At 70.3% G+C, this 14,452-nt stretch carries 14 protein-coding genes; 9 read left to right on the top strand and 5 right to left on the bottom strand.

Translation table 11 applies throughout. The features are described 5' to 3' along the window. Nucleotides 1-7: 7 nt before the first annotated feature. The 3 genes from GT755_RS16585 to GT755_RS16575 form a co-directional block, all read right to left on the bottom strand. Nucleotides 8-826, bottom strand: a complete 819-nt coding sequence (locus tag GT755_RS16585; protein ID WP_161480571.1) for an SAM-dependent methyltransferase — start codon at nucleotides 824-826, stop codon at nucleotides 8-10. A gap of 211 nt (nucleotides 827-1,037) precedes the next feature. Further along, complete coding sequence (locus tag GT755_RS16580) at nucleotides 1,038-1,979, bottom strand: SIS domain-containing protein (RefSeq protein ID WP_161480570.1); 942 nt, start codon at nucleotides 1,977-1,979, stop codon at nucleotides 1,038-1,040. A 12-nt stretch (nucleotides 1,980-1,991) separates the two neighbouring features. Then, entirely contained in the window at nucleotides 1,992-3,080 is a 1,089-nt protein-coding gene (locus tag GT755_RS16575; protein WP_161480569.1) for an aminoglycoside phosphotransferase, read from the bottom strand. 155 nt (nucleotides 3,081-3,235) lie between these two features. On the opposite strand from GT755_RS16575, the gene GT755_RS16570 reads away from it, so the two are divergent. The 3 genes from GT755_RS16570 to GT755_RS16560 are packed head-to-tail and all read left to right on the top strand — an operon-like array spanning nucleotide 3,236 to nucleotide 5,860. Beyond that, a complete protein-coding gene (locus GT755_RS16570; protein WP_231515310.1) occupies nucleotides 3,236-4,057 on the top strand; it encodes an ABC transporter permease in 822 nt (273 codons plus the stop codon). Next, nucleotides 4,050-4,829 (top strand): ABC transporter permease, encoded by a 780-nt coding sequence (locus tag GT755_RS16565; protein ID WP_328794373.1) that lies wholly within the window; start codon nucleotides 4,050-4,052, stop codon nucleotides 4,827-4,829. Before GT755_RS16570 ends, GT755_RS16565 begins: the two co-directional genes overlap by 8 nt. Next, nucleotides 4,826-5,860: an ABC transporter ATP-binding protein gene (locus tag GT755_RS16560; RefSeq protein WP_161480568.1), complete on the top strand. Its 1,035-nt coding sequence runs from the start codon at nucleotides 4,826-4,828 to the stop codon at nucleotides 5,858-5,860. Before GT755_RS16565 ends, GT755_RS16560 begins: the two co-directional genes overlap by 4 nt. A 129-nt stretch (nucleotides 5,861-5,989) precedes the next feature. Here the strand turns inward: GT755_RS16560 and GT755_RS16555 are convergent, their stop codons facing one another. After that, complete coding sequence (locus tag GT755_RS16555) at nucleotides 5,990-6,694, bottom strand: TetR/AcrR family transcriptional regulator (protein WP_161480567.1); 705 nt, start codon at nucleotides 6,692-6,694, stop codon at nucleotides 5,990-5,992. Nucleotides 6,695-6,802: 108 nt separating this feature from the next. Between GT755_RS16555 and GT755_RS16550 the strand changes: the two genes are divergently transcribed. The 3 genes from GT755_RS16550 to GT755_RS16540 are packed head-to-tail and all read left to right on the top strand — an operon-like array spanning nucleotide 6,803 to nucleotide 10,439. Beyond that, nucleotides 6,803-8,170 carry an NAD(P)/FAD-dependent oxidoreductase gene (locus GT755_RS16550; RefSeq protein ID WP_328794372.1) on the top strand — a complete coding sequence of 456 codons (1,368 nt, stop codon included), beginning with the start codon at nucleotides 6,803-6,805 and terminating at the stop codon, nucleotides 8,168-8,170. A gap of 11 nt (nucleotides 8,171-8,181) precedes the next feature. After that, entirely contained in the window at nucleotides 8,182-9,573 is a 1,392-nt protein-coding gene (locus GT755_RS16545; RefSeq protein WP_161480566.1) for an aminobutyraldehyde dehydrogenase, read from the top strand. 17 nt (nucleotides 9,574-9,590) lie between these two features. Next, complete coding sequence (locus GT755_RS16540) at nucleotides 9,591-10,439, top strand: alpha/beta fold hydrolase (protein WP_161480565.1); 849 nt, start codon at nucleotides 9,591-9,593, stop codon at nucleotides 10,437-10,439. Here GT755_RS16540 and GT755_RS16535 read toward each other — a convergent pair. After that, on the bottom strand, nucleotides 10,415-11,149 hold the full coding sequence (locus GT755_RS16535) for a GntR family transcriptional regulator (protein WP_246060191.1): 735 nt from the start codon (nucleotides 11,147-11,149) through the stop codon (nucleotides 10,415-10,417). The genes GT755_RS16540 and GT755_RS16535 overlap by 25 nt on opposite strands. Nucleotides 11,150-11,285: 136 nt before the next feature. On the opposite strand from GT755_RS16535, the gene GT755_RS16530 reads away from it, so the two are divergent. The 3 genes from GT755_RS16530 (at nucleotide 11,286) to GT755_RS16520 (ending at nucleotide 14,440) form a co-directional block, all read left to right on the top strand. Further along, nucleotides 11,286-12,551 (top strand): extracellular solute-binding protein, encoded by a 1,266-nt coding sequence (locus tag GT755_RS16530; RefSeq protein WP_161480564.1) that lies wholly within the window; start codon nucleotides 11,286-11,288, stop codon nucleotides 12,549-12,551. A 114-nt stretch (nucleotides 12,552-12,665) separates the two neighbouring features. After that, on the top strand, nucleotides 12,666-13,622 hold the full coding sequence (locus GT755_RS16525) for a carbohydrate ABC transporter permease (protein ID WP_328794371.1): 957 nt from the start codon (nucleotides 12,666-12,668) through the stop codon (nucleotides 13,620-13,622). Then, nucleotides 13,619-14,440 carry a carbohydrate ABC transporter permease gene (locus GT755_RS16520; protein WP_328794370.1) on the top strand — a complete coding sequence of 274 codons (822 nt, stop codon included), beginning with the start codon at nucleotides 13,619-13,621 and terminating at the stop codon, nucleotides 14,438-14,440. The genes GT755_RS16525 and GT755_RS16520 overlap by 4 nt, the downstream gene beginning before the upstream one ends. Nucleotides 14,441-14,452: the final 12 nt, after the last annotated feature.

The raw sequence follows: 14,452 nt of genomic DNA, 5'->3' as shown, positions 1-14,452 counted from the left end.
GGATATGTTAGCTATCCAAGCGGCCCACTCCGGCGAGCCCGATCGCGCCGCTGGACGGCGTCGCCGGCGTCCGGGCCGCCGGGTCGTCGGGGCGCCAGTCGGCGACCTCGACCAGCCCCGGCTCGACGAGGGTGAAGCCGTCGAACAGCGACAGGACCTCGTCGTGGGTGCGGAAGGCGAGGCCGCCGGCCGTGCTCCTCGCGTAGATCTCGCGGCCCGCCGCCAGGTCGTCGCCGCCGGCCGTGCCGGGGCTCATGTGGGAGATCACCAGGTGGCTTCCGGGGGCCAGGGCGTCGCGGAACCCGGCGACGTGCCGCCGGGCCTCCTCGTCGTCGGTGACGAAGTGGAGCACCGCGACCATCAGCACCGCGACCGGCCGGGAGAAGTCGAGGTGGGCGCGCACGCCGGGGTGGCCGACGATCCAGTCGGGCTCGCGCAGGTCGCCCTCGGCCACGATGGTGTGCGGGTTGTCGGCGAGGATCGCGCGGGCGTGCACCAGCACCATGGGGTCGTTGTCGACGTACACGACCCTGCAGTCGGGCGCGTGCCGCAGGGCCACCTCGTGCACGTTGTCGCGGGTGGGCAGGCCCGCGCCGACGTCGAGGAACTGCCGCACGCCCTGGTCGACCAGGTGGCGGACGGCCCGGCCGAGGAACCGGCGGTTGGCCCGCGCCAGGTCCCTCGCGTCGGGGGAGATGGCGTTGATCGCCTCCGCGGCCTCGCGGTCGACCGCGAAATGGTCCTTGCCGCCCAGGAAGTAGTCGTACATCCGGGCCACACTCGGCGTGAGGGGGTCGACGCCGGGGGGTGCCTTTTCGAGGGTCACGCCGCGATCCTAAACCGCATCAGACTCACTGGTATGGCGAAATATCGCATCACGTCAACCGGCACTTGAGTGGGAAATCGTCCGGGATTAGCGTGATTTGGGCCCGCCGGGACGGATCGCGCCCCGCCCCGGTGGGCCCCTATGAATTGGTGTGGAATGTCACTATTGAGCCACTTAGGGTCCGGGCGGGGCCGGAACACCGGTAGCTTTCCTACCCGTGCGCCCACCACGACGCGGCGACCAGCTCGGCCACGAGCGTCTCCGTGAGGAGCGCGACGCCGGGATCGTCGTCATGCCGGTAACGCACGCTCCCGGCCTGCCCGGCCACCTCGCCGCCGACGGCGACGACCGTCGAGCCGCGCTCCCTGACCCACTCCATCGCCTGGTCGTCATAGGGGGAACCGGGGAACAGCAGGGCGCGGTAGTCGTAGGTCTTGGTGAGGTAGACGTCGACATGGGCCCAGTCGCCGGTCTCGCACGCGGTGGCCTGGCGGCGCGGCCCCTCGCGCACCATCAGCGCCGACTGGTCGGCCGACGACAGGCGCTCGGCGGGGGCGATCGTGTAGACGCCGTGGGGGCCGTCGAGCAGCTCCAGCACCCCCGGCAGCCAGTCGGCCCGCCGGTCGAGCAGATCCTGCGTCGCCTCGGCGGCCCGTCTGACCAGGGAACCGTCCATGGTGCGGTCGGTCAGGGCGAGCAGCAGGGCGAGGGTGTGCTGGAAGGTCCGGCACGCCACCCCGCCCTCCTCCGGGCCGGCCAGCATCGGGACGACGTGGTCGGCGCCCTCGGTGATCGGCGACCCGTCCTTGTTGGTCAGCGCGGTCACGAACGACACGCCCTGGTGGCGGGCCACCGCGGCGAGGGTCTCGCGGCTGCCGCCGGTGGCGGAGATCGCCACGACCAGGGTCGCCGGGTCGGGCGGGTAGCCCAGGGTCGTCGAGGCGTAGTCGGCGGCGGCGTCGATCCCGAGGGCGCGCAGGCGCAGGGCGGCGACGCGGGCGGCGTACCGGGAACTGCCCATGCCCAGGAACAGCACCCGCCGAGGGTCGGCGGGCAGGCCGTCGAACAGGCCGCCCGCGTCGAGCGCGGTGGCCAGCCGGTCGAGCGACTCGGGCTTCTTCAGCAGGTCGTCGAGGAACTTGCCGGCGTCCATCTCGTCAGCCTCTCAGAACCAGGTCCGCAGCACGCCCATGGGGGCGTAGCGCCAGCGCTCCAGGAACCGGCCCGCGTAGATGAGCTCCCGGCAGAGCTGTTCGGCCTCGAACGGCCGCAGCAGCGAACGGTCGAGCAGGTCGCCCCGCCCGGCCTCCTCAAGCCGTCTCGTGTACGCGTTCTCCAGCCCCTCCCGCGCGCCCCACACCCAGGCCGAGACCGCCTGGGGATCGGCACCGCGCCGCTTGATCGCGACCTGCCCGGCGTTCTCGACGCTGATCACGAGCTGGGCCAGGTCGCGGGCGGCGGGCTGGTAGGGGGAGGCGTCCGGCACGGTCGGGTTGCCGTCGAAGTCGATCAGCGAGAAGCCGCCCTCCCATTCGAGGATCTGGCCCACGTGCAGATCCCCGTGGACGCGCATCACCTGCGTCTCCCCGGCCACCTGCAACGGCGCGAGCTCCCGCCGCAGGTCGGCGACGTGGTCGGCGAGCCAGCGCCCGTCGGTCTCGTCGGTCGTCAGGGCCAGCGCCTCGTCGAGCGCGCGCCCGGCCCGCTCCGCCCAGCCGTCGGTGGCCGGCATCAGGCGCACCGGCTCGGGCACGACCTCCGACGGCGTGGCCATGGCCAGGTGGAGGTCGGCGGCCAGGGCGCCGATCTCGGCCGCGAAGGCGGTCCGTCCGGCGGCGGCCTGCTCGGCGCACCACTCCCAGCCGTCGCGCGCCCCCGGCAGGTACGCCGTGGCCAGCCCGGCCAGCGCCGCCCCGCAGAAGATCGCCGCGTACGGCTCGGCCGTGCGCGTGAACCCCGTGTCCGCCAGATGGGTCAGCATCTCCAGGCCGGGATGCGGGCCCTCCGACGGACGGGGGAACCACTTCACGATCACCTTCTCGCCCACCACCACCGACCGGTGGGTCTGGTCGACGGTGATCGCGCGTTCTCCCGCCGGGAAGTCCGGCAGCGGGCGCATCTCGCGCACCCTGAAGGGCGCCGGCGCGGCGCCCAGGTTCCTGAGGACCTGCTCGGTCACCCCGGGACCCGCCTCAAGCTCCTCGCCGAGGCGCAGCACGACGTTCCCCGGCAACGCCCAGTCTGCGGACTCCACCGCGATCTCCTGAATGTCGGTTCAACTGGAAGCACAAACTCAGAGCTCACCCCGCGCGGCACAGTCTTGTCTAATTTGATGTCTCCTGCAACACTCGCCAAACATCAGAAGGGGGGCCCGGTATGTCGCGTGGGCGAGGTTCGAACCTCGCGCGGTTGATCTTCCTCGGACCTGGGCTGATCATGTTGACGCTGCTGGCCGTGGTGCCGATGCTGCTCATGCTCAGCACCATGTTCTTCCAGCGCGGTCGCTTCGGCGGGGTGGTCTACGAGTTCACCACCGCCAACTTCAGCAGGCTGTTCCAGCCGCTCTACCTGAACGTGATCCAGGACAGCCTGGTCGTCGCGGGCCTGGTGACGGTGCTGGCGCTGCTGATCGGCTATCCGACGGCCTACGCCATCGCGCAGCTTCCGCCGAAGTGGAAGACGATCGCGCTGCTGGCCATCATGTTGCCGTTCTGGACGAACTTCCTGATCCGCATGTACGCCTGGACGATCCTGCTCAGCGGTCCCGGCCTGGTCAACGAGGCGCTCACCGGCATCGGCCTGATCGACAAACCGCTCGAACTGCTCTACAACCGGGGCACCGTGGTCGTCGGCCTGCTCTACGGCTATCTGTCGCTGATGATCCTGCCGATCTACTCGGCGGTCGAGCGGCTCGACCCGCGCCTGCGGGAGGCCAGCGCCAACCTGGGCGCCTCTCCGGTCCGCACGTTCTTCAGCGTCACGCTGCCGTTGACGCTGCCGTCCGCGCTGATCGGGGCCGTGCTCGTGTTCGTGCCCAGCTTCGGGAACTTCGTCGTGCCGGAGATCCTCGGCGGCGGAAAGGCGATCATGGTGGGCAACCTGATCCGCGACCAGTTCCTCAAGGCCCGCGACTGGCCCTTCGGCGCCACGATCGCGCTGGTCATGGTCGTGGTCACGGTGATCCTGCTGCTGGCCCAGGCGGTCGTCTCGCGGAGGACGCGCAGTGCGTAAGAAGCCGTCGCGTATCGTCTTCCTGCCCCTGTGGCTGGTCTACCTGTTCTTCTACGTGCCCATCGCGGTCGTGGTCTTCATGTCGTTCAACGCGGGCGACAACCCCTACGTCTTCAAGGGCTTCAGCCTCGACTGGTACGGCAAGCTCGCCGGGGACGAGACCATCCTCCAGGGGCTCGGCAACACCCTCATCGTCGCGGTCGGCACCTGCCTGGTCTCGACGGTCGTCGGCACACTCCTCGCCGTCGGCCTGGCCCGGCACACCCGCTCGAAGGTGATCGAGGCCATCGCCACGATGCCGGCCATCCTGCCGGAGCTGATGCTGGCCATCGGCCTGCTCATCTTCTACACCGCGATCGACTTCACGCTGGGCCTGACGTCGATCCTGCTGGCCCACCTGACCTTCGGCATCCCGCTCGTCGCCGTGGTCGTCAGGGTGCGGCTGGCCTCGATGGACACCTCGCTGGAGGAGGCCTCGACCGACCTCGGCGCGAGCCCGCTCCAGACGTTCTTCCGCATCACCCTGCCCGGCCTGGCCCCCGGCATCGCGGCCGGCGCCCTGCTGGCGTTCACGTTCTCGCTCGACGAGTTCGTGCTGGCCTTCTTCTCGGCCGGCCCGACCGACCCGACGCTGCCCATCGTGATCTACTCGATGGTCAGGTTCGGCGTGACCCCCGACATCAACGCCCTGGCCACCCTCCTGCTGACCGTCAGCGTCGTCGCGGTGCTCGCCGTCCAGCGCATGACCCGAATCACGGAGTCCCTCAAATGACACTGCTTTCCATCGAGGGGGTATCCCGGAAGTTCGGGAATGTCACGGCCCTCTCGGACGTCTCGATCGACATCCAGCAGGGGGAGTTCTTCGCGCTGCTCGGCCCGTCGGGCTGCGGCAAGACGACGCTGCTGCGCATCCTGGCCGGGTTCGAGACGCCCGACCGCGGTGGCGTCCGCCTCGATGGCGCCGACCTGCTCAAACTGGCCCCGCACAAGCGCCCGGTCAACCTGATGTTCCAGTCCTACGCGCTGTTCCCCCACATGACGGTGGCCAAGAACGTCGCGTACGGGCTGGAGCGCGAGAACCTTCCCAGGGCCGAGATCAAGGCCCGGGTGGGCGAGGTGCTGGAGAAGGTCGGCCTGGAGCCGATGGCGAACCGGCGTCCGGCCCAGCTCTCGGGCGGCCAGCAGCAGCGTGTGGCGCTGGCCCGCGCCATCGTGAAGCGCCCCCGCCTGCTGCTCCTGGACGAGCCCCTCTCGGCCCTGGACAAGAAGGTCCGCGCCGAGATGCAACTCGAACTCAAGCGCCTCCAGCACGAGGTCGGCATCACCTTCGTCGTGGTCACCCACGACCAGGAGGAGGCCATGTCGCTGGCCGACCGCATCGCGGTCATGGACCAGGGCCGGGTCGAGCAGGTCGACGCCCCCGTGACCCTCTACGACCGCCCCCGCACCTACTTCGTGGCCGACTTCATCGGCGCGAACAACCTGTTCACCGGCGCGATCCGCGGCGGCGTCTTCTCGGCCGAGGGCCTCGGCCCGCTGCCGTCCAAGGCGACCACGGCCGACGGCTCGGCGGCCCTGGCGATCCGCCCGGAGCGGGTGCGGCTGACCGAGCCCACCCCCGGCATGGTGCAGGGCGTGGTCGTCGACGTGAGCTTCTACGGCGGCGTCTCCCACATCGCGGTCGAGGTCACGGGCCTGGGCCGCAAGGTCCTGGCGGCGACGCAGGGCTCGGCCCGCATCACCCCCGGGACCGTCGTGGGCGTGACGTGGCGTCCGGAGGACGCGGTCCTCATCGCGAACTGACGACGGCTTCAGCTCCACCACCGCCGCGTTCCGCTCGTGCCGGGACGCGGCGGTTCTTTTCCGGCCGTGCACGCCTTACGTCACGTTCTGCGGCGGTTCACGGCGGCGCGGCAGGGTGTGCCACCGGTTTCAGGAGGCGTCCTTGGGGGGCGGGGTGGTGGTGGCGCCTCGGGCCGGGCCGCCGTTTCTGGGGCGGGGAGTCCGGGTCGTCTTCGGGCGGGCCGCCGGGGTCTCCTTCAGCGGGTGGCCGGTCGACATGCGGGCGAAGTCGAGGATGAGGCCCACGGCCTCGTCGGGGCCGATCGAGTGGTGGCGGGCGATGATGCGGTAGCCGTAGGCGTCTTCGAGGGCGACCAGGTTGCGGGCGATCTGCTCGGAGTCGCCGGCCAGCTTGAAGACGCCCTGGGCCGCGCCGATCTCCAGGATGGTCTGGTACATCGCCACCTGGCGGTCGTAGAGCGTGGTCAGCAGGGTGCCGTAGACGCGGTTGCGGCCGGCCGCGCCGCCCAGTTCGCACAGCAGGCGCACGCCCGCGTCGTCGGGCCCCTCGGGCAGGCCCGAGCGGATCGTCGTGATGAGCTTCTGGGCCGGGTCGGCGATGCCGCTGATCTTCTTGACCCGCTGCTCGTAGAAGCGTTCCATGCCGGCGTGGTGGGCCTCGATCAGCAGGTCGCGCAGATCGGGGTAGTGGTAGAGCACCGCGCCCGACGTGAGACCCGCCTCTTCTGCGATCTGGTTCAGATGGACGCCCTCGGCACCGTGCTGGATCATCGCCCGCCTGGCCGCGTCGATCAGCTCGACCCGCCGGTCTGCCCTGCTCTTGCGCTGAGTCATCGCACCCCGCCCCGTATGGAGGATCTCACAACTAGTGTCGCAGCTCTTGACGTGGTTGCTCGATAAGTATTTGAATCACGATTCAACAAATATCGGTCGGAGGGGATCGTGATTACGGACGCACTGCCGCGGGTCTTCTGGACCGACCGGCCCGGTCCGGCCGCGTACCCGCCGCTGACGGGCGCCACGACGGCCGACCTGCTGGTCGTGGGCGGCGGCTTCACCGGCCTCTGGGCTGCTGTGCTGGCCAAACAAGAAAACCCCGCGTGCGACGTCGTTCTGGTCGAAGCCGAACGTATCGCGTTCGGCGCCACCGGCCGCAACGGGGGTTTCATCGCTGACTCGATCACCCACGGCCTGACGCACGGCGCGCACCGCTGGCCTGGGGAGATCGATCTGCTGCTGGCGATCGGCCGGGAGAACCTGGCCGCCATCGCCGATTTCGTGGCCGACCACGACATCGACGCCGACCTGCGGCTGATCGGCAAGACGTCGGTCGCCGTCGCGCCCCACCACGTGGCGGAATTGCGGGCCGCCGAAAAGCGCCATCGGGACCATGGCGAAGACGCCACATTCCTGGACGCCGACGACATGCGGGCCGACGTACACTCGCCGACCTACCTGGGCGGACTGCGGCTGCGCGGCACCGGCGGGCTCGTCGACCCGGTGAAACTGGCCTGGGGTCTGCGCCGGGTCGCCGAGAACCTCGGCGTGCGGATCTACGAGCACACGCCGGTGGCCGGCATGGAACGCTCCGGTTCGTCGGTACGCCTCCCCACGCCCCAGGGCGTGTTCGACGCCCGCCAGGTGCTCATCGCGACCAACGCGTTCCCGTCGCCGCTGCGGCGGCTGCGCAACTACGTCCTGCCGGTGTGGGACTACGTGCTGGTCACCGAGCCGCTCGACGCGGAACGGCGGGCCTCGCTCGGCTGGGCAGAGGCGCAGGGCATCACCGACTCCGGCAACCAGTTCCACTACTACCGGCTGACCGCCGACGACCGGCTCCTGTTCGGCGGGTACGACGCCGTCTACAACTTCGCGGGCGGCGGCACCGACCAGCGCCCCGAATCCCACGCCCTGCTCGCCCGCCACCTGCTGGAGACCTTCCCGCAGCTGGAAGGCGTGCGGGCGACCCACCGCTGGGGCGGCCTGATCGACTCGACCAGCCGCTTCACCCCGTTCTTCGGCACCGCACTCGGCGGCCGGGTGGCCTACGCCCTCGGTTACACCGGGCTCGGCGTGGGCGCCTCGCGCTTCGGCGCTCTCGCCGGGCTCGACCTGCTGGCGCGCCGGGAGACCCGGCGTACCCGGCTGAAGATGGTGCGCCGCCGCCCGGTGCCGTTCCCGCCCGAGCCCATCAGGTGGCCGGTGGTCGAGTTCACCCGCCGGGCGCTGGCCCGCGCCGACGCGAACGAGGGCAGACGCGGGCCGTGGCTCCGCGTGCTCGACCGCTTCGGCATCGGTTTCGACAGTTAGAAGACGTGCACATGACGACTCTGATCAACCCCGCGACCGGCCAGGTCATCGAGGAGATCCCCGACAGCGCCGACGTCCCGGCGAAGGTGGCGCGGGCGCGGGCGGCCTTCGAGCAGTGGCGCGAGGCCACCCCCTCGGAGCGGGCGCGGGTGCTGCTGCGCCTGGCCGACCTGGTCGAACGCGACGCCGACGAACTGACCCGCCTGGAGGTCGAGGAGACCGGCAAGCCCGCGGCCGTCTTCCGCGACGGCGAGCTCCCCTTCGCCGCCGACAACCTGCGCTTCTTCGCCGGCGCGGCCCGCTCGCTCGACGGGACGGGCGCGGGCGTGCTCAGCGCCGGGTACACGTCGATGCTGATCCGGCGGCCCGTCGGCGTGGTCGGCTCGATCGCGCCGTGGAACTTCCCGTTCATCATGGCCGTCTGGAAGATCGGCCCGGCGATCGCGGCCGGCAACGGCGTGGTCATCAAGCCCGCCCCGCGCACCCCGCGCACCACGCTGCGCCTGGCCGAGCTGATGGCCGAGGCGGGCGCCCCCGAGGGCCTGCTGGGCGTGGTGACCGGCGGCGGCGACGTGGGCCAGGCCCTCGTGACCGACCCGGGCGTCGACATGGTGAGCGTGACCGGCTCGACCGCGACCGGCAAGGCCGTGATGCGCGGCGCCGTCGACGGCCTCAAGCGCGTCCACCTCGAACTCGGCGGCAAGGCTCCGGCCCTGGTGTTCGCCGACGCCGACCTGGAGGCCATGGCCTTCGGCGTGACCATGGGGGCCACGTACAACACAGGACAGGACTGCACAGCGGCGACCAGGGTCTACGTGGAGCGATCACGCTACGCCGAGGCCGTGGACGCCCTTGCGGCCGCGCTGGAGAAAGTGCGGCCGGGCGATCCCTGGGCCGAGGGGACCGACATCGGTCCGCTCATCTCCGCCGAGCACCGGGACAGGGTGCACGGCTTCGTCGCGCGGGCGTCGGGCCGGGTCGTCCGTGGGGGCGACCCGCTCGACGCTCCCGGCTACTACTACACGCCGACCCTCGTCGCCGACGCGGACCAGTCCTCCGAGATCGTGCAGGGCGAGGTGTTCGGGCCGGTCCTGGTCGCGCTGCCGTTCGACGGGGAGGACGAGGCGGTGCGGCTGGCCAACGACACGCCCTACGGTCTGGCGTCCTCGGTGTGGTCGACCGACGTGGCGCGGGCGCTGCGGGTGTCGCACCGGCTCGACGTGGGGGTGACCTGGGTCAACGACCACCTGCCGATCGCGTCGGAGGCGCCGCATGGCGGGGTGAAGGGGAGCGGGTTCGGCAAGGACATGAGCCAGGAGGCGGTCGGGGAGTACTCGGTGACGAGACACCTGATGATCAAACACGCCGCCCCGGCGGCCAGGGACTCCTTCCGCCCGGCCTGAATGGCAGAATTCGTCGAATGCCTACATTCGCTACATTCGACGGCACCGTCCTGTCCTACCGGGTCACGGGCCAGGGCGACCCCCTGGTCGTGCTGCCCGGCGGGCCGATGCAGGACGCCGCCTACCTGGGCGACCTCGGCGGCCTGCCGGCCCACCGCCGGCTGGTGATCCTCGATCCGCGCGGCACCGGAGGCTCGGCGACCCCGGCCGATCCCGCGACGTATCGATGCGATCGCCAGGTCGCCGACGTGGAGGCGCTCCGACTCCACCTGGGCCTCGACCGGATCGACGTGCTGGGCCACTCCGCGGGCGCGAATCTCGCGGTCCTGTACGCCGCCGCACACCCCGGCGCGGTAGGCCGCCTGGTGCTGGTCACCCCGAGCCTGTTCGCCGTCGGTCTCGACGTCACGGGGGAGGAACGGCTCGCCGTCGCCCGCCTGCGTGCCGGCGAGCCCTGGTATCCCGAGGCGATCGAGGCCCTGGAACTGCTCGTCGGCGGGGCCGAGGCCGACTTCCGGGCGGTCACGCCGTTCTTCCACGGCCGCTACGACGCGGCGGCCAAGGCGGCGGTCGAGGGACCCGCGCGCAACGCGGAGGCGGCCCGGATCTTCGGTTCCGACGGCGCCTACGACCCGGCCGGGACCCGCGCGGCGCTCGGCGAACTGGCGGCCCGGGTGCTGCTCGTCGGCGGGGAGTACGACGTCAACAGCGTCCCGGCCAAGGTCGAGGCGTTCGCCGCGCTGTTCCCGGCCGCCGAGTGCGTCGTGCAGCCGGGGGCCGGGCACTACCCCTGGCTCGACGACCCCCGCACGTTCGTCGCGACCGTCTCGTCGTGGCTGGCTCAGCCCGACTCGGCGTCGAAGTAGAGCTCCGACGTCACCCGATAGCGGTCCCCCCGGTAGATCGACCGCGTGAACTCCACGATCCGCCCGTTCACGTCACGTGTCGTGCGCTCCACCAGCAGCGCCGGAAAGTGTTCCGGCACCCCCAGCAGTTCCGCCTCCGTCTCGTCGGTGACCGTCGCCTCGATGGTCTGCACCGCGCTGCGCACGTCGACCCCGAACCGTTCCCGCAGAACCTTGTAGAACGACCCCGTCTCCATGTCGGCCGGTTGCAGCCCGGCCACCAGCTCGTGCGGCAGGTGGAGGCGTTCGATCGCCATCGGCGCGTCGTCGACGACCCGGAGCCTGACCACCCGGAGAACTGGGGTCGCGGGGGCCAGTTGCAGGCGGCTGGTCAGCTGGGGGCCGGCGGGGGAGGAGGCGAACTCCAGGATCGCGCTCAGCCATTTTCCCTCGGCCGGCGGCGCGTAGAACGATCCAGTCTGGGTCGCCGACAGCGCCTGGGTGACACGCTGGGGGCCCGTGAAGGTGCCGCGGCCGTGTTCGCGGACCAGGACGCCCGAGCGCACCAGGTCGTCTATGGCCGCGCGCAGTGTCGGGCGGGAGACGCCCAGTTCCTTGCACAGGTCGCGTTCCGACGGGATGGCCTCGCCGGGTTTCTTGTCGGCCACGTAGTCGAGCAGGAAGTCGCGTACCCGGTCGCGCTTCAGCCCCGCCCGCATGTTGACAGTCACGTCCCCGACCTTACCAGCGTCTTACCAGTTGTCGAATGTAAACACTGAATAACGGGTCTTGACGGGTCTACTGGTTAAGACCACTCTAGCGCCAGCAGGCAGATTGCTTACCAATATCTGACCACTGGGAGTACCCATGGCCCCCCGGTTCCTCGCCGCGGCCGCGGTTCTGGCGCTCGCCGCCGGGCTCACCGCTTGCGGCTCTTCGCCCACAGAAAGCACCACTCCGGAAGCGCCCGCCGCGACCGCGCTCACCGTCTGGATCATGCGCGACAGCATGTCCGACACCCTGCTCAGCACCTTCGAGCGCGACTTCGAGGCCGCGCACCAAGGGGTCACCCTCGACATCCAGATCCAAGAGTGGGACGGCATCGGCCAGAAGGTCACCAGCGCCCTGGCGAGCAACGACGCCCCCGACGTCATCGAGGTGGGCAACACCCAGGTCGCCGAGTACGCCGCCAGCGGCGGCGTGAAGGACCTCACCGACAAGGTGACCGAGCTCCAGGGCGCCGACTGGCTGCCCGGTCTGGCCGACCCGGGCAAGATCGACGGGAAGCAGTTCGGCATTCCCTGGTACGCCGCCAACCGCGTCGTCATCTACAACAAGGACCTGTTCGAGAAGGCCGGCGTGACGGCCCCGCCCACGACGCGGGACGAGTGGATCGACGTGACCACCAAGCTCAACGCCGACGGCAACCAGGGCATCTACCTGCCGGGCCAGAACTGGTACACCCTGGCCGGGTTCATCTGGGACGAGGGCGGCGATCTGGCCGTCAACGAGGGCGGCACCTGGAAGGGCGGCCTCGACAGCCCGCAGGCGCTGGCCGGCATCGACTTCTACAAGAAGCTCCAGGCGCTGGGCGAGGGGCCGAAGGACTCCGACGAGGCCAACCCGCCGCAGGCCGACGTGTTCGCCAAGGGCAACGTGGCGCAGCTCATCTCGTCGCCGGGCGGTTCGGTGGCCATCGAGAAGGCCAACCCCGACCTGGCCGGCAAGCTCGGCTTCTTCCCGATCCCCGGCAAGACCGCCGACAAGCCCGGCGCCGTCTTCACCGGTGGCAGCGACCTGATCATCCCCGAGGCGTCGAAGAACCCCGATCTCGCGTACGAGGTCATCAAGGCCCTCGCCGGGGAGAAGTTCCAGACGCAGATGGCCAAGGAGATGTCCTACGTGCCGAACCGGGTCTCGCTCGGCGGCGTGCTGACCAGCGAGGGCGCGGCCGCGATGGCCAAGGGCGCCGCCAACGGCCACGCGACGCCGAACTCGCCGAACTGGGCGGCGGTCGAGGCCAAGAACGTCATCAAGGAATACATGACGACCTACCTGACCGGCACCGACGGCCCCGCCGAGGCGGCCAAGGCCTCCCAGGTCATCGCCGACATCCTCAACACCAAGTCCTGACGGAACACCATCCGGTCCCGGACCCGTCCGCGTCGGCCGCGTCTCCCAATCCCCGGGGCCGCGCGGACGGGCCCGTCCCCACAGCCCGGTTCGTACACACAAGGAAGGACTTCTGTGGTCACGCAGGCTCCCGAGCGGCCCGTCGCCGCGGCGGCGCCGCCTCCACCGAGGCGGCGGCGCGGCCTCCCGGCCCTGTGGCCGTACCTGCTGGTGATCCCGACCGTCGCGGGCACCGCCTACCTGCTGTTCTATCCGCTGATCCGCAGTGTGATCATCTCGTTCCAGCACTTCAGGACCGGTGAGCTCATCAGGGGCGGGGCCGCGTTCGTGGGGCTGGAGAACTACCACGAGGCGCTGGGCTCGGCGGAGTTCTGGGCGGTGGTGCGCCGGACGCTGGCCTGGACGGGGATCAACGTCGTCCTGATCATGGTCATCTCCACGCTGATCGCCCTGATGGTCGCCCGGCTAGGGAAGAGGCTGCGGCTCGCGGTCCTGCTCGGGCTGGTGCTGACCTGGGCCACGCCGGTCCTGGCGGCGACCACGATCTTCCAGTGGCTGTTCCAGTCGAAGCTCGGCGTCGTGAACTGGCTGCTCACCAGCGTCGGTCTCACCCGGTTCGACGGCTACACGTGGTTCGCCGACGGCACCGCCACGTTCGCCATCATGGTGCTGCTCGTCGTCTGGCAGTCGGTGCCGTTCGCGGCGCTGACCCTGTACGCCGGCCTGACCACCATCCCGCAGGAGCTGTTCGAGGCGGCCCGCATCGACGGCGCGACCGCCTGGCAGGTGTTCCGCGACGTCACCTTCCCCATGCTCCGGCCGCTGTTCGGGCTGATCACGTCGCTGGAGATCATCTGGGTCTTCAAGTGTTTCGCCCAGATCTGGGCGATCAGCCAGGGCGGCCCGGACGGCGCGACCACGACCCTGCCGGTGTACGCCTACCAGGTCGCCCAGTCGCTGCACAAATACGACCTCGGCTCGGCCATCTCCACCCTGACCGTGCTGATCCTCCTGGTCGTGCTGGTCCCGCACCTGCGCCGCATGTACAAGCACGAGGGAGCCGACCGGTGATCAAGCGCCTGCCCATCACGCTGGCCGCCCTGTCGGTGCTGGTCGTCTCGGTGTTCCCCGTCTACTGGATGGTCGTCACCGCGTTCAAGCCCACCCGCGACATCCAGGCCGACACCCCCCAGTTCCTCCCGCTCCACCCCACGCTCGAACACTTCCAGACCGCCGTCAACGCCGAGGGCTTCGTGCTGTTCTGGCGCAACTCGCTGCTGGTGTCGCTCGGGGCGGTCCTGCTCAGCCTGGTCGTGGCGCTGCTGGCCGCGTTCGCGGTCGCCCGGATGCGGTGGCGGGGGCGTAAGGCGTTCATCCTCATGGTGTTCATCGCGCAGATGGCCCCGTGGGAGGCGCTGCTGATCCCGATGTTCATCATCGCCCGCGACACCGGCATGCTCGACAAGCTCTCCATGCTGACGCTCATCTACTTCATGAGCACGCTGCCCTTCACGATCGTCACCCTGCGCGGGTTCCTGGCGGCGATCCCGGAGGAGCTGGAGGAGGCCGCCCAGATGGACGGCGCCGGCCGGGCCGCCGCGTTCCGGAAGGTCGTGCTCCCGCTGCTGGCGCCGGGGCTGATGTCGACGTCGCTGTTCGGGTTCATCACCGCGTGGAACGAGTTCGCGTTCGCCAACGCGCTCATCATCAAGAACCAGGACGACCGCACGCTGCCCGTCTGGCTCTCGTCCTTCTCCAACGTCTTCGGCACCGACTGGGGCGCCACCATGGCCGCCGCCACGCTCTTCATGCTGCCGGTTCTGCTGATCTTCCTGATCCTCCAGCGCCGGGTGACCTCCGGGATCATCGCCGGCGCGGTCAAGGGCTGAGAAAGGAAACCC

The organism is Herbidospora solisilvae, from assembly GCF_009901565.1.
Taxonomy (GTDB): domain Bacteria; phylum Actinomycetota; class Actinomycetes; order Streptosporangiales; family Streptosporangiaceae; genus Herbidospora; species Herbidospora solisilvae.
The sequence above is the reverse complement of the archived record's forward strand: the minus strand, read 5'-3'. Positions and strand labels throughout refer to the sequence as shown.

Bases quoted from the DNA above. Each gene is read 5' to 3' on its own strand.
- GT755_RS16580 (WP_161480570.1), bottom strand. From the start codon at position 1,979: ATGGACGCCGGCAAGTTCCTCGACGACCTGCTGAAGAAGCCCGAGTCG.
- GT755_RS16560 (WP_161480568.1), top strand. From the start codon at position 4,826: ATGACACTGCTTTCCATCGAGGGGGTATCCCGGAAGTTCGGGAATGTC.
- GT755_RS16555 (WP_161480567.1), bottom strand. From the start codon at position 6,694: ATGACTCAGCGCAAGAGCAGGGCAGACCGGCGGGTCGAGCTGATCGAC.
- GT755_RS16545 (WP_161480566.1), top strand. From the start codon at position 8,182: ATGACGACTCTGATCAACCCCGCGACCGGCCAGGTCATCGAGGAGATC.
- GT755_RS16540 (WP_161480565.1), top strand. From the start codon at position 9,591: ATGCCTACATTCGCTACATTCGACGGCACCGTCCTGTCCTACCGGGTC.
- GT755_RS16530 (WP_161480564.1), top strand. From the start codon at position 11,286: ATGGCCCCCCGGTTCCTCGCCGCGGCCGCGGTTCTGGCGCTCGCCGCC.